This is a genomic window from Chromobacterium sinusclupearum (genome assembly GCF_002902845.1).
Lineage (GTDB): Bacteria > Pseudomonadota > Gammaproteobacteria > Burkholderiales > Chromobacteriaceae > Chromobacterium > Chromobacterium sinusclupearum.
In genome coordinates this window covers 95,660-119,446 of record NZ_PPTF01000068.1, presented here as the reverse complement: position 1 = coordinate 119,446, position 23,787 = coordinate 95,660, and the positions used below count along the sequence as shown (strand labels likewise).

23 protein-coding genes are annotated in these 23,787 nt (G+C 62.7%); 14 read left to right on the top strand and 9 right to left on the bottom strand.

The features are described from left to right. Positions 1-2: 2 nt before the first annotated feature. From ugpA to ugpQ, 4 genes are read left to right on the top strand one after another with little or no spacing between them, the layout of a single operon-like run. Positions 3-884 carry a sn-glycerol-3-phosphate ABC transporter permease UgpA gene (gene ugpA / locus C2134_RS14525; RefSeq protein WP_043624357.1) on the top strand — a complete coding sequence of 294 codons (882 nt, stop codon included), beginning with the start codon at positions 3-5 and terminating at the stop codon, positions 882-884. Beyond that, a complete protein-coding gene (gene ugpE / locus C2134_RS14520; RefSeq protein ID WP_103320869.1) occupies positions 884-1,723 on the top strand; it encodes a sn-glycerol-3-phosphate ABC transporter permease UgpE in 840 nt (279 codons plus the stop codon). Before ugpA ends, ugpE begins: the two co-directional genes overlap by 1 nt. A gap of 13 nt (positions 1,724-1,736) precedes the next feature. Further along, on the top strand, positions 1,737-2,849 hold the full coding sequence (locus C2134_RS14515) for a sn-glycerol-3-phosphate import ATP-binding protein UgpC (RefSeq protein WP_103320868.1): 1,113 nt from the start codon (positions 1,737-1,739) through the stop codon (positions 2,847-2,849). Next, positions 2,812-3,564: a glycerophosphodiester phosphodiesterase gene (gene ugpQ / locus C2134_RS14510; protein WP_103320867.1), complete on the top strand. Its 753-nt coding sequence runs from the start codon at positions 2,812-2,814 to the stop codon at positions 3,562-3,564. Before C2134_RS14515 ends, ugpQ begins: the two co-directional genes overlap by 38 nt. A gap of 6 nt (positions 3,565-3,570) precedes the next feature. Here the strand turns inward: ugpQ and C2134_RS14505 are convergent, their stop codons facing one another. Continuing rightward, positions 3,571-4,299, bottom strand: a complete 729-nt coding sequence (locus C2134_RS14505) for a substrate-binding periplasmic protein (protein ID WP_103320866.1) — start codon at positions 4,297-4,299, stop codon at positions 3,571-3,573. A 474-nt stretch (positions 4,300-4,773) separates the two neighbouring features. Here C2134_RS14505 and C2134_RS14500 point away from each other — a divergent pair, with 474 nt between their 5' ends. Continuing rightward, positions 4,774-6,189 (top strand): alanine/glycine:cation symporter family protein, encoded by a 1,416-nt coding sequence (locus tag C2134_RS14500; RefSeq protein WP_103320865.1) that lies wholly within the window; start codon positions 4,774-4,776, stop codon positions 6,187-6,189. Between the two features lie 33 nt (positions 6,190-6,222). Here C2134_RS14500 and C2134_RS21580 read toward each other — a convergent pair whose 3' ends face one another. Both C2134_RS21580 and hemN read right to left on the bottom strand, forming a co-directional pair. Continuing rightward, positions 6,223-8,238 carry a methyl-accepting chemotaxis protein gene (locus tag C2134_RS21580; RefSeq protein WP_103320864.1) on the bottom strand — a complete coding sequence of 672 codons (2,016 nt, stop codon included), beginning with the start codon at positions 8,236-8,238 and terminating at the stop codon, positions 6,223-6,225. A gap of 269 nt (positions 8,239-8,507) precedes the next feature. Continuing rightward, positions 8,508-9,914: an oxygen-independent coproporphyrinogen III oxidase gene (gene hemN / locus C2134_RS14490; protein ID WP_103320863.1), complete on the bottom strand. Its 1,407-nt coding sequence runs from the start codon at positions 9,912-9,914 to the stop codon at positions 8,508-8,510. Positions 9,915-10,020: 106 nt separating this feature from the next. Here hemN and fnr point away from each other — a divergent pair, with 106 nt between their 5' ends. Beyond that, complete coding sequence (fnr, locus tag C2134_RS14485) at positions 10,021-10,767, top strand: fumarate/nitrate reduction transcriptional regulator Fnr (RefSeq protein ID WP_103320862.1); 747 nt, start codon at positions 10,021-10,023, stop codon at positions 10,765-10,767. 79 nt (positions 10,768-10,846) lie between these two features. Here fnr and mnmA read toward each other — a convergent pair whose 3' ends face one another. The 3 genes from mnmA to C2134_RS14470 are packed head-to-tail and all read right to left on the bottom strand — an operon-like array spanning position 10,847 to position 13,004. Then, entirely contained in the window at positions 10,847-11,923 is a 1,077-nt protein-coding gene (gene mnmA / locus C2134_RS14480; protein WP_103320861.1) for a tRNA 2-thiouridine(34) synthase MnmA, read from the bottom strand. Continuing rightward, positions 11,920-12,516, bottom strand: a complete 597-nt coding sequence (locus tag C2134_RS14475) for a hypothetical protein (RefSeq protein WP_103320860.1) — start codon at positions 12,514-12,516, stop codon at positions 11,920-11,922. Before C2134_RS14475 ends, mnmA begins: the two co-directional genes overlap by 4 nt. A 20-nt stretch (positions 12,517-12,536) precedes the next feature. Continuing rightward, positions 12,537-13,004 (bottom strand): NUDIX hydrolase, encoded by a 468-nt coding sequence (locus tag C2134_RS14470; RefSeq protein WP_103320859.1) that lies wholly within the window; start codon positions 13,002-13,004, stop codon positions 12,537-12,539. Between the two features lie 59 nt (positions 13,005-13,063). Here C2134_RS14470 and C2134_RS14465 point away from each other — a divergent pair, with 59 nt between their 5' ends. Further along, positions 13,064-13,264 carry a (2Fe-2S)-binding protein gene (locus C2134_RS14465; protein ID WP_103320858.1) on the top strand — a complete coding sequence of 67 codons (201 nt, stop codon included), beginning with the start codon at positions 13,064-13,066 and terminating at the stop codon, positions 13,262-13,264. Positions 13,265-13,369: 105 nt separating this feature from the next. Beyond that, positions 13,370-13,846: a bacterioferritin gene (bfr, locus tag C2134_RS14460; protein WP_043624334.1), complete on the top strand. Its 477-nt coding sequence runs from the start codon at positions 13,370-13,372 to the stop codon at positions 13,844-13,846. Between the two features lie 66 nt (positions 13,847-13,912). Here bfr and C2134_RS14455 read toward each other — a convergent pair whose 3' ends face one another. Beyond that, on the bottom strand, positions 13,913-15,499 hold the full coding sequence (locus C2134_RS14455; protein ID WP_233196463.1) for a YdgA family protein: 1,587 nt from the start codon (positions 15,497-15,499) through the stop codon (positions 13,913-13,915). A gap of 160 nt (positions 15,500-15,659) precedes the next feature. On the opposite strand from C2134_RS14455, the gene C2134_RS14450 reads away from it, so the two are divergent. From C2134_RS14450 to C2134_RS14430, 5 genes are all read left to right on the top strand, one after another. Next, positions 15,660-16,841, top strand: coding sequence for a DesA family fatty acid desaturase (locus C2134_RS14450; RefSeq protein WP_103320856.1), 1,182 nt, complete (start codon positions 15,660-15,662; stop codon positions 16,839-16,841). 166 nt (positions 16,842-17,007) lie between these two features. Then, positions 17,008-17,844 (top strand): class I SAM-dependent methyltransferase, encoded by an 837-nt coding sequence (locus C2134_RS14445; protein ID WP_103320855.1) that lies wholly within the window; start codon positions 17,008-17,010, stop codon positions 17,842-17,844. A 108-nt stretch (positions 17,845-17,952) separates the two neighbouring features. Continuing rightward, a complete protein-coding gene (locus tag C2134_RS14440) occupies positions 17,953-19,323 on the top strand; it encodes a pyridoxal-phosphate dependent enzyme (RefSeq protein WP_103320854.1) in 1,371 nt (456 codons plus the stop codon). Positions 19,324-19,393: 70 nt separating this feature from the next. After that, complete coding sequence (locus C2134_RS14435) at positions 19,394-20,536, top strand: trans-sulfuration enzyme family protein (protein WP_103320853.1); 1,143 nt, start codon at positions 19,394-19,396, stop codon at positions 20,534-20,536. A 52-nt stretch (positions 20,537-20,588) separates the two neighbouring features. Beyond that, positions 20,589-20,936, top strand: coding sequence for a RidA family protein (locus C2134_RS14430; RefSeq protein WP_103320852.1), 348 nt, complete (start codon positions 20,589-20,591; stop codon positions 20,934-20,936). 108 nt (positions 20,937-21,044) lie between these two features. Here the strand turns inward: C2134_RS14430 and C2134_RS14425 are convergent, their stop codons facing one another. Both C2134_RS14425 and C2134_RS14420 read right to left on the bottom strand, forming a co-directional pair. Continuing rightward, positions 21,045-21,965, bottom strand: coding sequence for a DUF1853 family protein (locus C2134_RS14425; protein WP_103320851.1), 921 nt, complete (start codon positions 21,963-21,965; stop codon positions 21,045-21,047). After that, the gene (locus C2134_RS14420; RefSeq protein WP_071109336.1) at positions 21,955-22,716 is read right to left on the bottom strand and encodes an RNA methyltransferase; all 762 of its coding nucleotides are present in this window, start codon (positions 22,714-22,716) and stop codon (positions 21,955-21,957) included. Before C2134_RS14420 ends, C2134_RS14425 begins: the two co-directional genes overlap by 11 nt. Positions 22,717-22,861: 145 nt before the next feature. On the opposite strand from C2134_RS14420, the gene C2134_RS14415 reads away from it, so the two are divergent. Further along, entirely contained in the window at positions 22,862-23,653 is a 792-nt protein-coding gene (locus tag C2134_RS14415) for an inositol monophosphatase family protein (RefSeq protein WP_103320850.1), read from the top strand. The last annotated feature ends 134 nt before the right edge of the window (positions 23,654-23,787 follow it).

Genomic DNA, 23,787 nt, shown 5'->3' with positions numbered 1-23,787 from the left:
GCATGCAAAACCGTACTTACTTCCCCAACCGCTGGCTGGGCTTGGCGCTCCTGGCACCGCAGCTGGCGATCACGCTGGTGTTTTTCCTGTGGCCGGCGTTGGAGGCGCTGTGGCAATCGGCGCATATGCAGGACCCGTTCGGGCTGGACAGCCAGTTCGTCGGCCTGGCCAATTTCAGCCAGCTGTTCCATGACCCGCTGTACCTCGGCACCATCCAGACCACGCTGCTGTTCAGCGCCTTGGTGACGTTGCTGGGCACCGGCAGCGCGCTGATCCTGGCGGTAATGGCCAATCAGATCGTCCGCGGCAAGCGCGTCTACCAGACGGTGTTGATCGCGCCTTACGCCATCGCGCCTTCCGTCGTGGCCGTGCTGTGGCTGTTCCTGTTCAATCCCAGCCTGGGGTGGATCAGCTATCTGCTGCGCGGCATGGGGTATGAGTGGAACCACGCGCTCAACGGCGGCCAGGCGCTGCTCTTGGTGGTGCTGGCTTCGGCCTGGAAGCAGATCAGCTACAACTTCCTGTTCTTCTACGCCGGCCTGCAGGCGATACCGGCGTCGCTGATCGAGGCCGCCGCGATAGACGGCGCCGGCCCCTTGCGCCGCTTCCGCGACCTGGTGTTCCCGCTGCTGTCGCCGACCAGCTTTTTCCTGCTGGTGGTCAACCTGGTGTACGCCTTCTTCGACACCTTCGCGGTCATCGACGCGGCCACCGGCGGGGGGCCGGGCAAGTCCACCGAGACCATGATCCTCAAGGTGTATCTGGAAGGCTTCAAGGGCCTGGACCTGGGCAGCTCGGCCGCGCAATCGGTGGTGCTGATGATCGTGGTCGGCATTCTGACGCTGATCCAGTTCCGTTACGTGGAAAGAAAGGTGCAGTACTGATGGTGGAAAACCGTAAAGGGCTGGACCTGTTCTGCCACGCGATGTTGATCGCAGGCGCGCTGGTCGTGGCCTTCCCCTTGTATCTGATGTTCGCCGCGGCCAGCCAGAGCGCCGATCAGGTGACGCGAGTGCCGCTGTCGCTGCTGCCCGGCGGCCAGCTGTGGACCAACCTCTCCACCGTACTGTGGAGCGGCAGCGGCGGTCTGGCGGTGCCGCTGGCGCGCACGCTGTGGAACAGCCTGGTGATGGCGCTCTTGATCGCCGTCGGCAAGATTTTCATCTCCTTCCTGTCGGCCTATGCCATCGTCTATTTCCGGTTTCCGTTCAGAAAAACCGGCTTCGCGCTGATCTTCGCCACGCTGATGCTGCCGGTGGAAGTGCGGATTTTCCCGACAGTGGAAGTGGTGACCCAGATGGGGCTGATCAACAGCTACACCGGTCTGACGCTGCCCTTGATCGCGTCCGCCACCGCCACCTTCCTGCTGCGCCAGTTCTTCATGACGCTGCCCAAGGAGCTGATGGAGGCGGCGCGGGTGGACGGCGCGGGGCCGATCCGCTTCCTGATCGACGTGGTGCTGCCCTTGTCGCGCACCAATCTCGCGGCGCTGTTCGTCATCACCTTCATCTATGGCTGGAACCAGTACCTGTGGCCGCTCTTGGTCACGCATGATCCTGCCATGTCCACCGCGGTGATCGCGATCAAGGGCATGCTGGGCGAGGGCGCGGTGCAATGGCATCTGGTGATGGCGTCCGCGCTGTTGACGCTGCTGCCGCCGCTGGCCGTGGTGATTTTCATGCAGCGCTGGTTCGTCAAGGGCCTGGTAGACAACGAAAAATGAGAAGGCGCGCCATATGGCAAAACTGAGTCTGAAGAATATCGCCAAGCGCTATCCAGGCGCCGAGCGCAAGGTGCTGGAGGACATTTCGGTCGAGATCGGCGACGGCGAGTTCGTGGTCATCGTCGGTCCGTCCGGCTGCGGCAAGTCCACGCTGCTGCGCATGGTGGCAGGGCTGGAAAGCACCGAGGATGGCGAGATCCGCATCGGCGATCGCCTGGTCAACCCGCTGGAGCCTAAGGACCGCGACATCGCCATGGTGTTCCAGAACTACGCCCTGTATCCGCACATGACGGTGGCGCAGAACATGGGCTACGCGCTCAAGCTCAAGGGCATGGCCAAGACCGCCATCATGGAGCGGGTGCTGGCCGTGGCCAAGGTGCTGGAGCTGGAGGCGCTGCTCGAACGCAAGCCGCGCGAGCTGTCCGGCGGCCAGCGCCAGCGCGTGGCCATGGGCCGCGCCATCGTGCGCGAGCCGGCGGTGTTCCTGTTCGACGAGCCGCTGTCCAATCTGGACGCCAAGCTGCGCGGCCAGATGCGGCTGGAGATCCAGCAACTGCACCGCCGTCTGTCCACCACCAGCCTGTATGTCACCCACGATCAGGTGGAGGCGATGACGCTGGCCGACCGCGTCATCGTGTTGAACAAGGGCCATATCGAGCAGATCGGCGCGCCGGATGAGATCTACGACCGGCCGGCCTCCACTTTTGTCGCCAGCTTTATCGGCTCGCCGGGCATGAACCTGCTGGACGCCGAGGCCGACCCGCGCGGCGAGCGCCTGCTGCTGGGCGATGGCTCGGCCTTGACCTTGCCGCAGGCCAGGAGTGAGCTGGCGGGACGCAAGTTGCGCGTCGGCATCCGGCCCGAACACCTGCGCCTGGGCGGCGAGCCGGGCTTGAGTCTGAGCCTGCGGGTGGACAGCATCGAGATGCTGGGCGCCGATAATTACGTCTACGGCTTGATGGCCGGGCAAAACGCGGTGGCGCGGCTGGCCCACGGCCAGCGGCCTCAGCCGGGCAGCCGGCTGGAACTGACGGTGCGGCCGGAGGCGCTGCACCTGTTTGACGCCCAAACACAACGGAGAATCGAGTATGTCGCAGCACCTGAAGCAGTCCTGGCCGTATCCTGAGCTCGTCGCCCACCGCGGCGGCGGCACGCTGGCGCCGGAGAATACCCTGGCCGGCTTCCGCGAGGGCATCCGCTACGGCTACCGCGCGGCGGAGTGCGATGTGAAGCTGTCGGCCGACAACGTCTGCTTCCTGCTGCACGACGACACTGTGGACCGCACCAGCAACGGCCAGGGCGAGGCCAAGCTCAAAACCATGGCCGAGCTGTCGATGCTGGACGCCGGCGGCTGGAAGGGCGCGGCGTTCGCCGGCGAGGCGCTGCCTACGCTGGCCAATGTGGCGGCTTACTGCCGCGCCCAGGACATGCTGCTGAACATCGAGATCAAGCCGTGTCCGGGCCGCTTCGAGGAAACCGGCCGCCTGGTGGCGCAAGAGGCCGCGCGGTTGTGGGCCGGCGCGGCGGTGCCGCCCTTGTTGTCTTCGTTCGAGATCGACGCCTTGCGCGCGGCCCAGGCGGCCGAACCGGCGCTGCCGCGCGCCTTCCTGTGCGAGGACATTCCCGCCAACTGGCGCGAGATTTTGCGGGAGCTGGACTGCGTGGCGCTGCACTGCGACCACCATGCGCTGACCGCCGAACTGGCGCGCGACATCAAGCAGGCCGGCTACCAGCTGCTGTGCTACACGGTGAACGATCCGGCGGATGCCGAGCGGCTGCTGGCCTGGGGCGTGGACGGCTTGTGCACCGACCGGCTGGACCTGCTGCCGGCGCGCCGCTAGCGCCATTCAGGGCGACCAGTGCTGTTGGATGGCTTGCAGCTGGCCGTTCTGCTGTAATTTCCTCAGCGCGGTCTCGAACTGCCGCGCGCGCGGGTCGCCCTTGGCGAAGGCCACGTAGCGCGGCATTTCCACCAAGGGTTTGGACAGCACCCGCACCTGGTTTTCCGCCTGCAGTTGCTGGATGAAGTACAGCAGCTGCGTCTTGTCGCCGACGATCACATCCACCCGTCCCGCCAACAGCATCGCCACCAGCTGGCGCGGCGTGGTGGCGTGCTGGTCGCGTTCGAGGTCCGCCTTGTCGAAGTCGGTTTCGTAGCTGTAACCGTGCACTTGGCCTATCAGGTAAGGCTTGAGATCGTCCAGGCTGCGCCAGTAGCGCAGGCGGTTCTGCGTCAGCGTGATGAACACGGTTTGTCCGGTGCGCAGCGGCCCCACCAGCTCATATTGGGCGCGGCGCTCGGCCGTGCCGGTGAAGACGAAGCCGGCGTCGGCTTCCTTCTGCGCCAGCTGCAGCTTCACTCTTTCCCAGGGCAACAGGCTGATGCGGAACGGCGTGCCGGTTTCCCGCATCACCGCGCTCACCAGCTCCACGTCCAGCCCCTGCGGGCTGCTGCCGTCCCGGCCCAGGTAGCTGTACGGTTCGAAGCTGGCGTCGGCGACCAATCGCCACGGCGGTTCGCCCGCCAGACAGGCGAGGCACCACAGCGCCAATACCCAGTTGCCTATCGCTTTCATGCTGCTTGCCGCTCCGATTGCCCGCCATGCGCGCATTTTCAGATTAGCATCTATCCACTTCAGGCTGAATAATTCATTTGCTTGAAAATGATTGGCAAAAAGTCCATCCGGGTCGGGCGCAGCCGACAGCTGTTGCAGGATGGCTTCACCTTGCCATCCGCATGCCGCGGCTGGGCCTTTCTAGGCTGGAATTATCTTATCGCGGCTTATATAGCGATTTCCCGCGGCAATGAATTCAGCGCATTTACGCTTGCGCAATTGTTTCATTGCCATTTGTTAAGGTCTTTTGCTAGATTCGGCCACTTTGCCGCCAGCGCTGCGGCAAGCCAATCGGCAGGGGCTGACGCCGAATCTGCTTTCTGTTCTCAAGGTGCTTATCCCGGCGCCAGATCGGGATTCATCCAACCTTCCATTCCCGCGGCGACGCATATTGCCTCTGCGGGAAGGTTTACGCTCAGAACGCCAAGGAGAACCATGGAGTTGTTTCATTCACTGATCAATGCCGTCAACGATGTGTTGTGGGGCAAGATACTGATCGCGCTGTTGATCGCGGTCGGCCTGTATTTCACATTGCGTTCCGGCCTGCTGCAGCTGCGCCTGTTCCGGCGCGGCTGGCAGGAAATGACCGGCGGCCGTGGCGGCCACCGCAGCAAGAACGATATTTCGCCGTTCCAGGCCTTCGCCACCGGGCTGGCCAGCCGCGTGGGCACCGGCAATATCGCCGGCGTGGCCATCGCCATAGCCGTCGGCGGGCCGGGCGCGGTGTTCTGGATGTGGCTGACCGCCTTGCTCGGCATGTCCAGCGCCTTCGTCGAATCGACGCTGGCGCAGCTGTTCAAGACCAATCACCATGACGAAACCTTCCGCGGCGGGCCGGCCTACTACATCCAGAGAGGCCTGGGCCAGCGCTGGCTGGGCGTGGTGTTCGCGCTCTGCCTGATCCTGGCCTTCGGCCTGGTGTTCAACGCGGTGCAGGCCAACTCCATCGTCGCCGCCACGGCCGGCGCCTGGGGCTGGCATCCGATGTTCGTCGGCGTGGCGCTGACGGTGATGACCGCGCCCATCATCTTCGGCGGCATCCGCTCCGTGGCGCGGGTGGCCGAATGGCTGGTGCCGGTGATGGCGCTGATTTACCTGGCGATGGCTTTCTACGTGCTGGCCATCCATGCGGCGGAACTGCCCGGTCTGGTGGTGCTGATCGTCAAGAGCGCGCTGGGCCTGGAGCAGGCGGCCGGCGGCGCGGCCGGTTACGCGGTGAGCCAGGCGATGATGCTGGGCATCAAGCGCGGCTTGTTCTCCAATGAGGCGGGCATGGGCTCCGCGCCCAATGCCGCGGCTACGGCGGCGTCGCGCCACCCGGCCAGCCAGGGCGCGATCCAGATGTTCGGCGTGTTCATCGATACCATGGTGATCTGCACCGCCACCGCCGCCATCATTCTGCTGTCCGGCGTGCATGACCAGGGTTTGAGCGGCGTGGCGCTGACTCAAAAGGCCATCGAATCGCAATTCGGTCCGCTGGGCGTATCGTTCCTGGCGGTGGCGATGTTTTTGTTCGCCTTCACGTCCATTCTGGGGAATTACGCCTACGCCGAAGGCAATGTCGAGTTCATTCTCAACAGCAAGCGCGGTCTGCTGGCCTTTCGCTTGCTGGTGCTGGCGATGGTGCTGTTTGGCGCGCTGGCCAGCCTGCCGCTGGTGTGGGACATGGCCGATCTGGCGATGGGACTGATGGCGCTGATCAATCTGGCCGCCATCCTGTTGTTGTCGCGCTATTTCTTCATCGTGCTCGGCGATTACCAACGCCAGCTGAAGGCCGGCGTGGCGGTGCCGGAATTCAAGGCGGAACGCTACCCCGAGTTGGCCGACAAGGTGGAGAAGGGCATCTGGTAAGCCAAATCCCGCCGGCTTTTCGATTCGACGCGGCTACACGGTGAAGCGGCCGGCCACGCCGAGCAGCCGCGCCGAAATCGTCTGCAGCTCGCCGGCGGTTTCGGCGCTGGCCTTGACCGCCATCGTGTTCTGCTCGGACATCTTTGAGACCTGCTCCACATTCTGCGCCAGCGTCTGGCTGGCGTGGCTCTGTTCGCGCAGCGAATCGGTGATCTGATGGATGCTGGCCAGCACGTCGGTGATGCGTTGGCGTATTTCATTCATGCTGTTGCCGGCCGCCCGCGCGCGCTGCTGGCCGTCCATGATGGCGCGCATGCCCACCTGCATGCTCTGCGTGCCGCGTTGCGCCGTGCTCTGGATCTGGCTGACGATGTTGCTGATTTCGGTGGTGGACAGCGCGGTGCGTTCGGCCAGCTTGCGCACCTCGTCCGCCACTACGGCAAAGCCGCGTCCCATTTCGCCGGCTCGCGCCGCCTCGATCGCCGCATTCAGCGCCAATAGATTGGTCTGCTCCGCCACGTCGCGGATCACATCGACGATGCCGACGATGGATTCGGACTGTTTCCCCAACTCGCCTATCGTGTCCGACACCGTGGACACGTCGCGTACGATGCCGTCCATGCTGCTGCTGGTGGCGGCGATCACCTTGTCTCCCTCGCCGGACTCGTGGACGGCGTCTGTGGAGAGCCGATCCGCTTGTTCCGATTGTTCCGCGCAAACCGACAGACTGGTGCTCAGCTGCTCTATCGCGGCGGCCATGCTGGCGGCGGCCTCGTTCTGCTGGCAGCTGCTGGAGGTGATGCTTTGCGCGCTCTGCGCCATCAGGGATGCCGCGCCGTTGACTTCGTTGGCGGTGGAGATCAATTGGGATACGGTTTCCCGCAGCTGATTGCGCATGCTGCGGATGGTGGCGAGCAAGCTGGATTCGTCCTTGTCGCGCAACTGGATGCGGGTATCCAGCCGGCCGGAGGCGATCTGCTCGACGACTTCCTGCACGTAGAAGGGCTCGCCGCCCAGTTGCAGCGTGATCGACAGATACAGTTGCTGGAACAGGAAGATGGCCAGCAGCATGGCGGCGAAGCTGATGCCGATATAGGTGTCGCGCTGCAGGGCGGTGCGGTCTATCCGGGCTTGCAATAGATCGCTGAGCCTAGCCAGCCCGCTCGACATGTAGGCCGAGATGGCCTGGACGTTTTCGGCGGTATGGCCGGCGATCTTCAGCCCGCTGGCGCCGGTCTTGCCGGCGACGGCGTCGTCTATGCCCTGGCCCTGGTTTTTCAGGATGGCGGCCAGCTTGTCGCCCAAGGGCGCAAGATCGGCTTTCAATCCCGCGTTGTAGGCGAAGGCCTTGCCGACGTCGCTGACCAGGCCGTCGCTGGCTTCTCCGATCAGCGGGCGCAGTTCGACCAGCCTGTCTCGCTGTCCGGATTCCAGCGGATGATTGGCCTCTGCCAGCGCGGCGACGGCATGCGCTTCGCCCAGGTGGATCAGCAAGGTCGGCAGCTTGGAGGTCGCGGCATCCATCAGATAATAGGTATCGATGTCCGGGTCCAGCGTCAGGTTGGAGTTGTCGCTGATGGCGCCGATCAGGTTGTTCAGCTTGTCGTTGAAGGCGGCGTAGGCGGCAATCTGCTGCGCAGGCGCAGCATTGCCGGCGGCCTGCAAAGCGTTCCAGCCGGCAAGCGTGTCTTTCCAGGCGCTGTCGCTGTTCAGCGTGCCGCCAATCTGATCGTTGACCGTTTTCAAGGCCTGCCATTTGGTCTGCAGTTGCCGAGTCGCATCGCTCAGGCCGCTGCGGGCCTGGCTGTCGCCCAGCGCGGCGCGCACCGCCAGCTCTTGCTGCAACTGCACGGCGGCCAGGCAGGCGGTCAGCGGCTGCATATAAACGACGCCGATTTTTTCCTTGTTGGTGAACTCGATGTTGTCCTGATTGGTTCGATACAGGGCGTAGACCAAGTAGAGCAGCGCGAAGGCGAACAACAGTCCGATGACGGCAAAACGCTTGGGATAGCTGAGGCGTTGCATCAGCCGGACGATGGGGGTGGTCATGGCGATACTCCTTCCGTATTGCCCGCGCAGGAACGCTGGAGGGCAAAACGTGGCGGAATGAAGTTCCCTATCCTTGAACTGTATAAGTGGAATTGCTTAATGCAAGTCTAAATGATAGTGATTTACAGACGGGCAGCTATCGCATGGGAGACAGCATTGGATGGTGCAGGCCATGAAAGGACGGCGGCCGGCTGCGCGCGCCTTGCCGCTTGTGTTCCTGCAAGGCGCGCAGGCATGAAATCTCGCGCCGGAGGCGCGAGGGGGATCGATCAGATGGTTTTGGAATAACGGGCGTGGGTCTGCCGTTCGCGCAGATGCCGGTCAAAGATCATCGCGATATTGCGGATCAGGAAACGGCCCTTGGGCTCCACCATCAGGAAGTCGCCGTCGAAGGACAGCAGGCCCTGTTGCTGGAAAACCCGGATCTGCGGCATTTCTTCGGTGAAGTATTGGGCGAAATTGATGCCGTAAATTTCCTCGATGGCCTCCACCGACAGCGAGAAGCGGCACATCAGGCCCTGGATGATGGTGCGGCGCAGCACGTCGTCGTTGTCCAGCGTCAGGCCGCGCACCACCGGCAGCTTTTTCTGATCCAGCGCGGCGTAATAGCCTTCCAGCGTCTTGTCGTTCTGCGTGTAACAGGCGCCGATCTTGCCGATGGATGACACGCCGAATCCCAGCATGTCGCAGTCGGCGTGGGTGGAATAGCCCTGAAAGTTGCGTTGCAGCCGGCCCTGGCGCAAGGCGACGGCCAGCTCGTCGTCCGGCTTGGCGAAATGATCCATGCCGATGAACACATAGCCGGCATCGGTCAGCATCTTCACCGCGTCCTGCAGGATGTCCAGCTTGACGCCGGCAGGCGGCAGGTCGGCCTCATGGATGCGGCGCTGCGGCATGAATACCGTCGGCAGGTGGGCGTAGTTGTACAAGGCCAACCGGTCCGGATCGAGCGCCAGCGCGGTTTCCAGCGTGCGCAGCATCGATTCGCGCGTCTGCAGCGGCAGGCCGTAGATCAGGTCCAGGCTGACCGACTGGATGCCGGCCGCGCGTCCGGCCTCGATCACGGCGCGGGTTTCCTCTTCGCTCTGAACGCGGTTGACCGCCTTCTGCACGGCCGGCTCGAAGTCCTGCACGCCGACGCTGATGCGATTGAAGCCATATTCCGCCAGTTTTTGCATCGTTTCGCGCGAAACCTTGCGCGGATCGATCTCTATGGAATATTCTCCATCTGGCATGAATTCAAAATGGGTGGAGAGCATACCCATCAATCGTTCAAGCTGGGCATCGGACAGGAAGGTGGGGGTGCCGCCGCCAAAGTGCAGCTGGATGACTTTTTCGCGGCAACCGAGCTGCTCGGCCACCAGGCGGATTTCCTTCTCCAGATAGTCCAGATAGATGTCGGCCTTGCTCTTGTCCTTGGTGATGATCTTGTTGCAAGCGCAGTAGAAACAGACCGTGTTGCAAAACGGTATGTGCACGTAAAGCGATAAGGGCTTGCGGTTGGCGCCGATGCGGCGCTGCTTCAAGCGAAGCAGATAGTCGCTTTCGGAAAAATTGGATGTAAAGCGATCCGCGGTCGGGTACGATGTGTACCGCGGCCCTGAGCCATCCAGTCGTTCGATCAGCTCGCGATCAAACTCAAAATGAGCGGGAGAATAGGGATGGGTGGTTTTCATGTCGTTTTCTGATGGAAAAACTTCTGGTGTACTGGTAAATTTGCGGAAAACCCGTGAACTCAGTATTGATAAGGGTCAACCTTTACCGGCTTGCAGCCCATACAGCATGTCAGAACACAATCACATACCCCTGCATAGTTTAAAAGTCTCTTGCTCCAGCTGTAGTTTGCGCGAGCTGTGTCTCCCGGTTGGCCTCAATCGCGAGGAGATGAGCCAGCTCGATACGGTGATTCGGCAGAGCCGCCGTCTGAAGCGAGGCGAGTACCTGTTCCATAGCGGCGAGTCTTTCAAGTCGCTGTTCGCCGTGCGCACCGGCTTCTTCAAAACCTGCGTCGCCAGCCAGGACGGCCGCGAACAAGTCACCGGTTTCCAGATGTCCGGCGAGCTGATGGGTCTGGACGGCATTTCCACCGGCAACCACAGCTGCGACGCCATCGCGCTGGAGGACAGCGAGGTGTGCGAGCTGCCGTTCAACCGCATGGAGACGCTGAGCCGCGACATCCCCAGCCTGCAGCACCATTTCTACCGGCTGATGAGCCGCGAAATCGTGCGCGACCAGAACGTCATGCTGCTGCTGGGCAATATGAAGGCGGAGGAGCGCATTGCCGCCTTCCTGCTGAACCTGTCGCAGCGCCTGTCCACCCGCGGCTTCGCCGCCAACGATTTCATCCTGCGCATGAGCCGCGAGGAGATCGGCAGCTTCCTTGGCCTGAAGCTGGAGACCGTCAGCCGCACGCTGTCCAAGTTCCAACAGCAGGGCTGGATCGCCGTCGATCACAAGCATATCCAGCTGGTGAAAGTGGACGATCTGAAGAACCTGATCTCCGGCTGTTCCCACGCCAACGGCCACTGAGTCCGGCTTGAAGGAAAAGCGAAAGGCAGGTCATTGACCTGCCTTTTTCATGTCCGCGGATGATGGCCGACGCCAGGGCTTACTGGATGATGCCGCCGCCCAGGCAGATGTCGCCGTGGTACAGCACAGCCGATTGGCCTGGGGTGACAGCCCATTGCTTCTCCTGGAAGCGCAGGCTGGCCTGGCCATCGACAATGGAAGACAGCGAGCAGGCGGCATCGGCCATGCGATAGCGGTTCTTGGCGCTGTAGTCGCCTGGCGTCGGCGCGTCCGGCAGCGTCCAGCTCAGGTCGGCCATGGACAGCGTCGGCTTCAGCAGCAGCGGGTGGTCGTGGCCTTGCACCACGATCAGCTTGTTGCCCGGGATATCCTTGCCGGCGACGAACCACGGCTCGCCGTTGCCATCCTTGCTGCCGCCGATCGTCAGGCCCTTGCGCTGGCCCAGCGTGTAGTACATCAGGCCGATGTGCTCGCCCACGACTTTGCCGTCCGGCGTCACCATCTGGCCGGGCGAAGTGGGCAGGTAGCGCTGCAGGAACTCGCGGAACGGCCGCTCGCCGATGAAGCAGATGCCGGTGGAGTCTTTCTTGGCGGCGGTGGGCAGGCCGGCTTGTTCCGCCAGCTGGCGCACTTCGGTCTTCTTGATGTCGCCCAGCGGGAAGATGGCCTTCGCCAACTGATGCTGCTGCAAGCGGTACAGGAAGTAGCTCTGGTCCTTGGTGTGGTCCACCGCCTTCATCAGGTAATGGACGCCGTCCTGTTCCATCTTGCGCGCGTAGTGGCCGGTGGCGATGCAGTCGGCGCCGAGTTCCATCGCGTAGTCGAGGAAGGCCTTGAACTTGATCTCGGCGTTGCACAGCACGTCCGGATTCGGCGTGCGGCCGGCCGAGTATTCCTTGAGGAAGTACGAGAACACGCGGTCCTTGTATTCCTTGGCGAAGTTGACGATTTCCATGTCGATGCCGACGATGTCGGCCACGCTCATCGCGTCCAGCGCGTCCTGCTTGATGGAGCAGTATTCGTCGTCGTTGTCGTCTTCCCAGTTTTGCATGAACACGCCGATCACTTCATGGCCCTGCTGCTTCAAGAGCCAGGCCGTTACCGACGAATCCACGCCGCCGGACATGCCGACGACGATGCGTTTCTTACCCGTCACGGGGTGCTTCCTTCCTTGCTGTTGCTTGCCTGTTTGACAGGCTCGGGTACGGCCGGCGGCTCGTAACCCGTCATCCAAACTGAAAGGGGAACCACCACGGGCGGTTCCCCGAAATCCTTGAACCAAGTGTCCACCGCCCAGTCCTGATTGGCGGCGGTATCGTGCAGCACGCCGGTGTAGTGCAAGTCCAGAATATGCGGCGCGCGCCACTCAGGTGGCGCCGCATGGTGGAATTTCAACCAGCCCTGGCTATCCAGGTAGCGCAGAAAGGTGGTGACATTGCTGCTGTGGTCCACGCAATCCATCCGGCCTTCGGCCGGGCCGTCATGGAAATTGCCGCCTTTGTCCTGCCAGATCGGCATATCGCGCGCGGCGATGAAGTACAAGGCCTGAACCGCGTCTGCTACCGCCTCGCGCTCGTTTTGCGCCGTATCGGCCTGGAATAGCCGCGCCGCCAGCCAATCACGCTCCTCTGCGGATAGTTCGAAGGAGGCGTGCCTGGAACATCGGTAATGATAACAGATGTTTAGCGCATCGGCGAAGGCCTGGGGCAGGGCGAAAAAGAGCAATAAGGCCAGCAGGGCTTTGATCATAGGCGGTATCCGGTGGGCGCTCAGCGCAGGTCGCGTATCAATTCCAGCGGATACAGTATGCCATTAAGATAGTCGTCGATGCATTGCATCACCACCGGGCTGCGCAGCCGCTGGGACTGGGCGGCGATCTCCCCGCGCGTCAGCCAGTGCACGGCGACGATGCCCTCATCCAGTGCGACGGCGCTTTCGGGCGCGGCGGCGTCGCCGGCGAAGGCGAAGCGCAGATAGGTGATGTCGCTGCCGGCGCGGTCCGCCAGGTAAATGCCGACCAAGCCGCGCGGGGTGAAATGCCAGCCGCTTTCCTCGCGCGTTTCGCGGATGACGGCCTGCGGCAGGGTTTCGCCGCGCTCCAGATGGCCGGCAGGCTGATTGAGCCGCAACCCGTCCGGCGTTTCCTCCTCAATCATCAGAAAACGACCATCGCGCTCAACGATGGCGGCGACTGTGGCATTTGGCTTCCATACTCTATCGACGTTATTGACAATCATTCTTGTTTGTCTCTATGATGATGATAATTATTCTTGATTGTAAGCCAGAGGGGGCTTCCATGTACGTCTGCCTGTGCAACGCAGTGACCGACAGCCAGATCCGCCAAGCGGTGCATGGCGGCGCCACGCGCATGTGCGACCTGCGCCGCGAGCTCGGCATCGCTTCCGATTGCGGCAAGTGCGCCTGCATGGCCAATCAGATCCGCAAGGACGCCCAGATCGAACTGTCATCCTGCTCGGTGGCCCGCAACGCCGCCTGATTTCCTCCCGCCGCCGGCATTTCTCGCCGGCCATGCCGCTATCGCGCCTTGAGATGAAGCCTTGCTGTGCCATAATGCCTGGATGATTTCCCAGGAGGATAGGACATGCAAGGCGACAAGAAGGTCATCAAATACCTGAACCAGATTCTCAAGAACGAACTCACCGCCATCAATCAATATTTTCTGCACGCCCGCATGTACAAGAACTGGGGCCTGAAGAAACTCAACGAGCACGAATACGAAGAATCCATCGACGAGATGAAGCACGCCGACAAGCTGATCGAGCGCGTGCTGTTTCTGGAAGGGCTGCCGAATCTGCAGGATCTGGGCAAGCTGCACATCGGCGAAAACCCGAAGGAAATGCTGGAGTGCGACCTGAAGCTGGAGATGGACGCGCTGCCGCTGCTGCGCGAAGCCATCGCCTACTGCGAGACTTCCCAGGATTACGTCAGCCGCGATCTGCTGGAGGACATCCTGGAGAGCGAGGAAGAGCATGTGGACTGGCTGGAGACCCAGCTCGGCCTGATCGAGAAGGTGGGCTTGCAGAACTACCTGCAAAGCCAGATGGAAGACGCGTCCTGACCGATTGCGCGTAGAGATGAAAAAAGGGGCTGTCGCGAGACAGCCCCTTTTGCATGGATGGCACCGTTAGTTTTTGACCTTGGTCTCGGCCGCCGGCGCCGAAGCGTCGGCAGGCTCATCCTGCCAGGGCAGCGGCACTTTCTTCTGATGGATGGTCAGGCCCTGCGCGTTGTAGTTCAGATCGGTGGAGATCTGCCCCTTGTCCTCAACCAGATAGCCGTCGTTCTTCCATTGCGACAACTGGCTGTCCAGCAGGCTGCGCGCCAGGTCTTCCACTTCCTTCATATTCGGCTGCTCTTCCGCCGTGTGGTCCACCGTGAACAGATTGCGGGCCTGGGTCAGCACCAGGTCTTCCAGGGTCTGGCGCGGCAGGCTCAGCTTGGCTTCCGCCTCGATGCGCTTGGCCAGCAGCGTGATGTCGTTCAGGTCCGCGGGGGTCAGCCCGTTGATGCCCAGGCTGCCTTGCAGCTTGGCTTCGCCGGTCGGCATTTTCAGGTAGAACTCGTTGATCAGCAGCTTGGGATTGTTTTCCAAGAGCGGCACCGCGTTCTTCTTGATGGTGTCGACGTATTGCTTGCGCAGCACCGCCGGGTCCACGCCTTCAAACGGAATCGCGCTGATCGCCTTGTCCAGCTTTACCAGCGTCGGGCCGTGCAGGTGGTTGGCCGACACGTCGAGGCGCATCGGGCCATAGCGATGGTCGCTGATGTTCAGCTCGGCAAAGTTGACCTTGCCGCGCGTATTGACGAAGTCGTCCTGCTCGCTGGTGACGATTTGGTAGCTGAAATTTTTCAACACCACCGACGAAGGCTTGAATTCGCCGGACGGGTTGACGAACTCGCCGACGCGGACGCGCGTCATCAGGTAGATCAGCTCGTTGAGCTTGATGCTGTAGGGCACGCTCTCGTGCGAGGTCAGCTGCACATTGCCTATGGTCAGCTCGCTGGTGCCCAGTTTGACGCCGGTGCCGCCCAAGCGCATGTCGGAGGCGTAATGCACGCCGTCGAACGACACGCCGCCCTTGCTGGACGCTTCCAGCAGGAAGCCCGGCGACAGCGCCTCGGTCTTGTAGTCTTGGTAGTTATGCGAATAGTCGACCTTGAGGTCGAAGCCCTTCCACTTCATTTTCACGCCGGACAGCGCTTCTTCGTAGTCGAAGGCCGGCACGCTGACGTCAAGCAGGCCGCCGCCGCCAAAACCGATGCGGTTGACGATGGTGATCGGCTCCTTGTCGCCGAAGAAGGTCTTCAGCGTCTTGCGGGTGGCGTCGCTCATCGCGAACTCGGTGCGCACCAGCGCGCGCCCCGGGCGGAAGTCGAACGAACCCAAGCCTGGCAGCGGACCATGCTGGATATGGTTGGTGAACTTGATCGTGGCGTTCAGCAACGGCTTCATATTATCCGGCAGCATGTTTTCGTAAGGGCCGGACAGATGGCGGTTGAACACCAGTTCGGTGGTCTCGCTGGACGAGAACCAGCCGCGTTCGTAACTGTGCGATTTGACCTTGAACAGCGGCAAACCGGCAAGCATCCGGTATTGCTCCTGCAAGGTGTCTTCGGCCTTGACGCCGGCCCAATAGCTGGAACCCGCGTACAGGACAAACAGGCCGCCGATGGCGGCGCCGGCAATGATCAGCTGACGTTTTGGCAACACTAGTATTTTTCTGAACTAGGGTGAAATGAGGCTCTATGGTACACCAACAGCGGTTTGGATGGTGTGTTCGGCGGCGAGGGCGGGAAAAACGCTCTGACAGCGGCGCCGGCTGTGCTATAGAATAGAGCTTTACCTCTAAGTAATTGGATTGATTCAAGACATGAACTGGCTCAACGGTCTGATGGACCTTCCGTGGTGGGGCTATATCGTTGCCGCCCTGATCCTGACCCACATCACGATTGCCTCCGTCACCATTTTCCTGCATCGCCACCAGGCGCACCGCGCATTGGATCTGCATCCCATCGCCAGCCATTTTTTCCGCTTCTGGCTGTGGCTGACCACCGGCATGGTCACCAAGCAATGGGCCGCCATCCATCGCAAGCATCATGCCCGCTGCGAAACGCTGGAAGACCCGCATAGCCCGCAGGTGCTGGGCATCAAGAAAGTGCTGTGGGAAGGCGCCGAGCTGTACCGCGCCGCCTGCAAGGATCAGTCCATCATGGACAAGTTCGGCCACGGCACGCCGGATGACTGGCTGGAGCGCAACGTCTACAGCCGCCACAACGCCAAGGGCATCGTGCTGATGTTGATCATCGACCTGATCCTGTTCGGGCCGCTGGGTCTGACCATCTGGGCGGTGCAGATGGTGTGGATCCCGTTCTGGGCCGCCGGCGTCATCAATGGCCTGGGCCACTTCTGGGGCTACCGCAATTTCGAGAATGAAGACGCGTCCACCAACCTGGTGCCCTGGGGCATTTTGGTGGGCGGCGAAGAGCTGCACAACAACCACCACACCTTCGGCACCTCGGCCAAGCTGTCGTACAAGTGGTACGAGTTCGACATCGGCTGGATGTACATCCGCATCCTGGCGAGCCTGAAGCTGGCCACGGTGCGCAAGGTGGCGCCGCAACTGGCGCAGGATCCGTCGCGGCCGCAGCTGGATCTGGAGCATCTGCAGGCCATCATCGCCAACCGCTACGCCATCGCCTCCCGCTACGCGCGCGAGCTGAAGGCGGAATACCGCGCGGAGCTGGCCAAGCTGAGCCTGCCGGAGCTACCGCAGGTCAACTTGAAGCGCAAGATGAAGGTATGGCTGAAGCAGGACGCGAAGGACATGCCGGAAGCCGAGCGCGCGCAACTGGCCAAGGTTCTGGAGCAAAGCCAGGTGTTGGCCACCATCTACACGATGCGGCAGGAGCTGACGCGTCTGTGGGAGCGCTCCAGCCTGAGCCGCGAGCAACTGCTGCAGGAGTTGCAGGACTGGTGCAGCCGCGCCGAGGCCTCCGGCATCGCCGCGCTGCAGCGCTTCTCCCAGAACCTGAGGCAGACCGCGCTGGCCTGATCCCGACGGTCGCCGCGATCAAACCCGCATCGAATCGATGCGGGTTTTTTCTTGCCTGCGCGCGGTTAGAGTTTTTCTCTATATTCAAATTTCTAATAAAATTTGTTTTTCAAATAGCCGTGAGAAATATAATGTGGGCCTGTTGCTTATCCGAGCGAGGTCATCGATGAGTGCATTGCAACTGGCGGAAGCGCCGCAGGATCAGCCGTACATCCATGGCTTTTCCGCCACAGAACAGGCGCGGCTGGTGCGCCAGGCCCGATTTTTCGAGGCCATGGTGTACCGCGACGTCGACTTTTCCGGCGGCGGCCGGCTGCTGGAGGTCGGTTGCGGCGTCGGCGCGCAAACTGAAATCCTGCTGCGCCGCTTTCCGGACCTGAACATAACCGGCATCGACTTCAGCCAACGCCAGCTGGCGGTGGCGCGGCAAAGGCTGCAGGGCAGCCCGTTCCAGGAGCGAGCCACGCTGCTGCACATGGACGCAGAGGACATGGATTTCGCGCCGGCCAGCTTCGACGGCGCCTTTCTGTGCTGGATTCTGGAACACGTGCATGCGCCGGAGCGGGTGCTGGCCGAGGCGCGGCGCGTGCTCAAGCCCGGCGCCCGCTTGTACGCGACCGAAGCGATGAACGCCACTTTCTTCATGGCGCCGTACTCGGCGCGGCTGCAGCAATACTGGCTGGCCTTCAATGACCATCAGCTGGCAGTCGGCGGCGATCCCTTCGTCGGCGCCAAGCTGGGCAATATGCTGCTGCGGCTGGGCTTCCGCGACGTGGAAACGCGGGTCAAGACCTGGCATCTGGACAGCCGCGAGCCGCACCGCCGCCAGTTGGTGCTGGACTATTGGACCGAGCTGCTGCTGTCGGCGGCGGATCAACTGATCGAATCGGGCCGAGTGGACGCGCAACTGGTCGAGGAAATGACGCGCGAGCTGCGTCAACTGCGCAGCGATCCGGAGCTGGTGTTTTTCTACAGCTTCATGCAAGCCAGCGCGGTGGTGTAAAGCCTTGCTATACCTGGGTAGAAAGATGGCGAAGAAGTAGAAAATTTTTTGCTTTTTATATAACTAAAAATTACTAAAAGTAATTTTAAAATAGCCTGGAGTGTTGAAATGAAAGATATGTCGGTTTTGTCGCTGATCGGCAATACCCCGCTGGTGAAGGTAAGCCATCTGGACACCGGCCCCTGCGAGTTGTACCTGAAGCTGGAAAGCCAGAATCCGGGCGGCTCGATCAAGGACCGCATCGCGCTGACGATGATAGAGGCGGCCGAGCGCGACGGCCTGCTGCAGCCCGGCGGCGCCATCATCGAAGCCACCGCCGGCAACACCGGCTTGGGCCTGGCCCTGGTGGCGGCGCAGAAGGGTTATCCCTTGACGCTGGTGGTGCCGGACAAGATGAGCCGCGAGAAGATTCTGCACCTGCAGGCGTTGGGCGCCCGAGTGGTGCTGACCCGCTCCGACGTGGGCAAGGGCCATCCGGAGTATTACCAAGACCTGGCGGCGCGCATCGCCAGCGAAACGCCCGGCGCCTACTACATCGACCAATTCAACAATCCGGCCAACCCGCTGGCGCATGAGACTACTACCGGCCCGGAGATCTGGCGCCAGATGGACGGCAAGGTGGACGCGGTGGTGGTGGGCGTGGGCTCCAGCGGCACGCTGACCGGCCTGAGCCGCTTCTTCCGCGCCCGCTCTCCCGATACCGCCTTCGTGCTGGCCGATCCGGTGGGTTCGGTGCTGGCGGACTATGTCGAAACCGGCAGCTATGGCCAGGCCGGCAGCTGGTTGATCGAAGGCATAGGCGAAGACTTCATCCCGCCGCAGACCGACCTCTCCCTGGTGCGGCGCGCCTTCCGCATCAGCGATCAGGAAAGCTTCGATACCGCGCAGCAGCTGCTGCGCGCCGAGGGCATCCTGGCCGGCTCCTCGTCCGGCGCCTTGCTGGCAGGGGCTTTGCGCTATTGCCGCGAGCAGACGGTACCCAAGCGGGTGGTGACGCTGGTGTGCGACAGCGGCAACAAGTACCTGTCCAAGATGTATAACCGCGACTGGCTGGTGGACCAGGGCATGCTGCGCCTGCCGCAGCTGGGCGGCCTGACCGATCTGATCGTCCGCCGCCATCAGGACGGCAGCACCGTATCATGCCATCCGGACGAGCCGCTGAACGTGGCTTACCAGCGCATGCGCCTGCACGATGTGTCGCAGATGCCGGTGCTGGAGGACGACCGGGTGGTCGGCGTGCTGGACGAGTGGGATTTGCTGCTGTCGGTGAACGGCGAGCCGGACAACTTCCGCCAGACCGTGCGCAGCGCGATGAGCGACCATGTGCAGACGCTGTCGCCGCATGCCTCGCTGCAGGATTTGCTGCAGGTGTTCAACGACGGCCATATCGCCTTGATCGTGGACAACGGCCGCTATCTGGGCCTGATCACCCAGGCCGATCTGCTGTCCTTCTGGCGGCGTCAGCCCCGCGCGGCCTGAGCGCCCCCCATGACACGGCCCGCCGACTGGGCCGGAACGATTCCCATAAATAGCATCGAGAGGATCAACCATGACGGATTTCCACACCCTGGCCGTGACCGCCGGCGCCCATGAAGACGCATTCGGCGCGGTGATGCCGCCGATCTACGCCACGTCCACCTACCGCCAGAGCGCGCCGGGCGAGCATACCGGCTATGAATACTCGCGTTCGCAGAACCCGACGCGCGAGGCGCTGGAGCGCGCCGTGGCCGAGCTGGAAGGCGGCCTGCGCGGCTACGCCTTCGGCTCCGGCCTGGCCGCCATCTCCACCGTGTTGGAGCTGCTGCCGGCCGGCAGCCACCTGATCGCGGTCAACGATCTGTATGGCGGCACCTATCGCCTGTTCGAGAAGGTGCGCAAGCTCAGCGCCAATCTGGAGGTGACTTACGTCGCGTCCGCCGACAGCGCCGCGCTGCAGGCCGCCATCCGCCCGAATACCAAGATGATCTGGGTGGAAACGCCGTCCAATCCGCTGAACCAACTGGTCGATTTGCAAGCTGTCGCCGCCATCGCCCGCGGCCATGGCCTGATCGGCGTGGTCGACAATACCTTCGCTTCGCCGGTCAACCAGCGGCCGCTGGATTTCGGCTTCGACATCGTGGTCCATTCCGCCACCAAATACCTGAACGGCCATTCCGACGTGGTGGCCGGCGTGGCGGTGGTCAGCCGCGACAAACCCGAGCTGGCCGAACAACTGGCCTTCCTGCACAACGCCGTCGGCGCCATTCTGGACGCCTTCCCCAGCTTCCTGGTGCTGCGCGGGCTGCGCACGCTGGCCTTGCGCGTGGAGCAGCACAACCGCAATGCGCTGGCCATCGCGCGCTGGCTGGAGGCGCAGCCGTGGGTGGAGCAGGTGCTGTATCCGGGGCTGGAAAGCCATCCGCAGCATGAGCTGGCGCGCGGGCAGATGCAGGGCTACGGCGGCATCGTGTCGTTCTATCTGAAGGGCGATGTGAAAGCCTTCCTGTCGCGGCTGAAACTGTTCACGCTGGCGGAAAGCCTGGGCGGGGTGGAAAGCCTGGTCTGCCTGCCGGCGGCGATGACGCACGCGTCGATTCCGGCTGAGCGCCGCGCCGCGCTCGGCATCCACGACAACCTGATCCGGCTGTCGGTGGGCGTGGAGGGCGAGGCGGCGCTGATCGCGGATCTGGCCCAGGCCCAGCGGGACAGCTGAGCGCTTTGCCGTTAGAATCGACGGCGATAACCCACCGCATATGGAGAACGATATGAGCATCTACCGTCACAAGCAGGGCGCCCGCCTGGCCGAGGCCGTGGTCAGCAATGGCCTGATCTTCCTGGCTGGCCAAGTGCCGGAAAACACCGAGGCCGACGCCCGCGCCCAGACCGAGAACGTGCTGGCTCAGATCGACGCCCTGCTGGCGGAACTGGACTCCGACAAGACCAAGATCGTCGATGTCACCATTTTCCTGGCCAGCCTGGCCGATTACGAAGCGATGAACGCCGCCTGGGATGCCTGGGTGCCGGCCGGCCACGTGCCCGCCCGCGCCACGGTGGAGGCCAAGCTGGCCAATCCGGCCTGGAAGGTTGAGATCAAGCTGGTCGCCGCGCGCTGATCGCACCTGGCTTGGACAAAGCCCGCCGCCGCAAGGCCGCGGGCTTTTTTGCGCGCTGGGCATCCATTCGGATCGATATCTCTCATCGCGTGGCAACACGGCGGCCTGTCATTGCGCGGACAAGGCGGCGATGCGTGCTTGCAATTCGGCCAGGCGGTCTGGATCGGGCCATGCGGCCGGCGTGACGAAGCCGCGCGCCACTTCGCGCCAGCTGCCATCCGCCGCCGCTTGCAGTTCCGCCACCAATTGCGGCGCCGGATGGAGCTGCAGCCTCGCGCGCAGGTCGCTTTCGTCGTGCGTGTCATCCGCGCCTAATCTGGCCGGCGCCAGCCATGACAGGCGCGGCAGCCAGGCCCAGCGCGAGTCGGCATGGCGTCTCGGCCAGGGCAGCGCCAAGGGCGCGTGCCAGCCGCGCAACTGATCCGCGGTCAGCGGCGCCGATGGCGGCGGGTCCGCCGGGTAGAAGAACCAGCCAGTCAGGCGCGCGCCGACGAGGCAGCCGGCAAAGCCGTCCGGCAAGCGGGCGGCGGCGGCCGGGTGGCGGCTCAGTTCCAGTTGCGTTGCGAGCTTGTTCGATTTCAAGCACCAGGCGTCGCGCAAGCCGGGGCCGATCAGCCCATCCGGGCCCGCGCCCAGCTGCAGGTAGAACTTGCTGGTGGTTTCCAGATGCCAAGGCTCGCCATCCAGCCAAAGCAGGAAGTCGAATTCGCCCAGCGTGCGCCGTTCATTGTTGCAGACCGTCAGGTTTTCCGCGGCAAGGCGGATGTGCGGCGAGTGGCGGAACCAGAAGGAAAGTAGCTTTTCGGCATAGTGGCCCAGCCGTTTGCTGGGGCGGGCCGCCAGCCAGGCCAGCAGCGGCGCCGGGTTTTGGTCCAGCGCGCGCAGCAGCGCCGGGCCGTCTGGTCCCAGCAAGCGCGATGGCGGCAGGTCGGCGCCGCAGCGCCACGGAGAAGGGGAGGTCAGCAGGAAGGCCAGGTCGCGCACCGAAGGGTGCGCGTAAGGCAGATCGAAGGCAGGCTCAGTCGCCATGGCCGGAGGCTTTGCCGGCGACGCGCTGCACTTGTTTGTAGAAGCCGCGCAGGATGTCGATTTCCTCGCGCAGCAGGCCGGCGCGATGGAACATGGTGCGCATCCGGCGCATCAGCCGTTCGCCGTTGCGGCGTTCGAAGTAGCCGATTTCGCCCATTGCCTGCTCCAGATGTCCGCACATGCCGTCCACCTCGCCCTGGGTGGCGGTTTCGCCGTCGGCGCGCAGGTATTCCACGTCTACGCCGGTGTGGCTGAACAGCTCGTAAGTCATCACCTGCACCGCCATCGCCAGGTTCAGCGAGAAATAGTCGGGGTTGCCGGGGATGGTGACCAGCCGGTTGCATTGCTCCACTTCCTCGATCGACAGGCCGAAGGTCTCGTTGCCGAACACCAGGGCCACCTGCTCGCCGTCGCGGGCGCGGGCGATCAGCTCCGGCGTGGTCTGGCGCGGCGTGGACAACGGGGTGGTCAGTTCGCGGCGGCGGCTGGTCAGCGCGCAGGCCACGGTGACGTCGGCCAGCGCTTCGGCCAGCGACGATACCACGGTGGCGCGCTCCAGCAGGTCGACTGCGCCGGAGGCCAGGGTGTTGGCCTCATCGCTGGGAAATACCTTCGGCTCCACCAGGTAGAGCCGGCTCAAACCCATGGTTTTCATCGCGCGGGCGGCCGATCCGATATTGCCCGGATGGTTGGGCCTGGCCAGCACCACGCGGATGTTTTTCAGAAAATCAGGTACTTGGGGTTTATTCATTGGCGTTTTCACATTAAAATAGCGGGCAAATACCAAAAGCCCGCGCCCACGCGTCGGGTTTTTTTGTTCCTTAACCCAGATTGTTACCGGCGGGTGTCGCGTCATAGACGGGCATCCGCCCATTGTTCAAGTGTAGAGGCCGTCAATGCATCCGATGCTCAATGTCGCGGTTAAAGCCGCTCGTCGCGCAGGCAGTGTTATCCAGCGCGCGTCGCTTAATCTCGATACCATCCGCGTAGAGAAGAAAAAGCACAATGACTTTGTGACCGAGGTGGATCGCGCTGCCGAAGAAGCGATCATCCAAACCATTCTCGAAGCTTATCCGAAGCACGCGATTCTAGCAGAAGAGTCCGGCGCCAAAGGCGTGGGTTCTTCTGAATACGAATGGATCATCGACCCGATCGACGGCACCACCAACTTCCTGCACGGCCACCAGCAGTATTCGATCTCGATCGCGCTGGCGCACAAGGGCCAGATCCAGCAGGCCGTGGTCTACGACCCGAGCCGCAATGATCTGTTCACCGCCTCGCGCGGCGTCGGCGCCTTCCTCAACGACCGCCGCATCCGCGTGTCCAAGCGCTTCATGATGAACGAGTGCGTGATTTCCACCGGCTTCCCGGTGGCCGACCAGAGCTATCTCGACCAGTACCTGGGCATGCTGAAGGACGTGATAGCCAAAACCGCCGGCGTGCGTCGCGAAGGCTCCGCCGCGCTGGACCTGTGCAATGTGGCCTGCGGCCGCGTCGAGGGCTTCTTCGAGCTGAACCTGAAGCCATGGGACATCGCGGCCGGCAGCCTGATCGTGCAAGAGGCGGGCGGCATCGTCACCGACTTCACCGGCGAACAAGGTTGGCTGGAGTCCGGCGACATCGTGGCCGGCAGCCCGAAAGTCCTGGCCCAGTTGCTGCAGCTGCTGACCCCGCACGTCGCCAAGTAAGCAAACATCTTTCCCAAAACGGCAAGCTCAGGCTTGCCGTTTTTTTTATGCCTGCACGGTTGTGGCGCGGAACCGCTGGCATCGTTGGCGCTCTATGTGCAATATACCTATGTGGGGTATCAATGGGAGCGAAT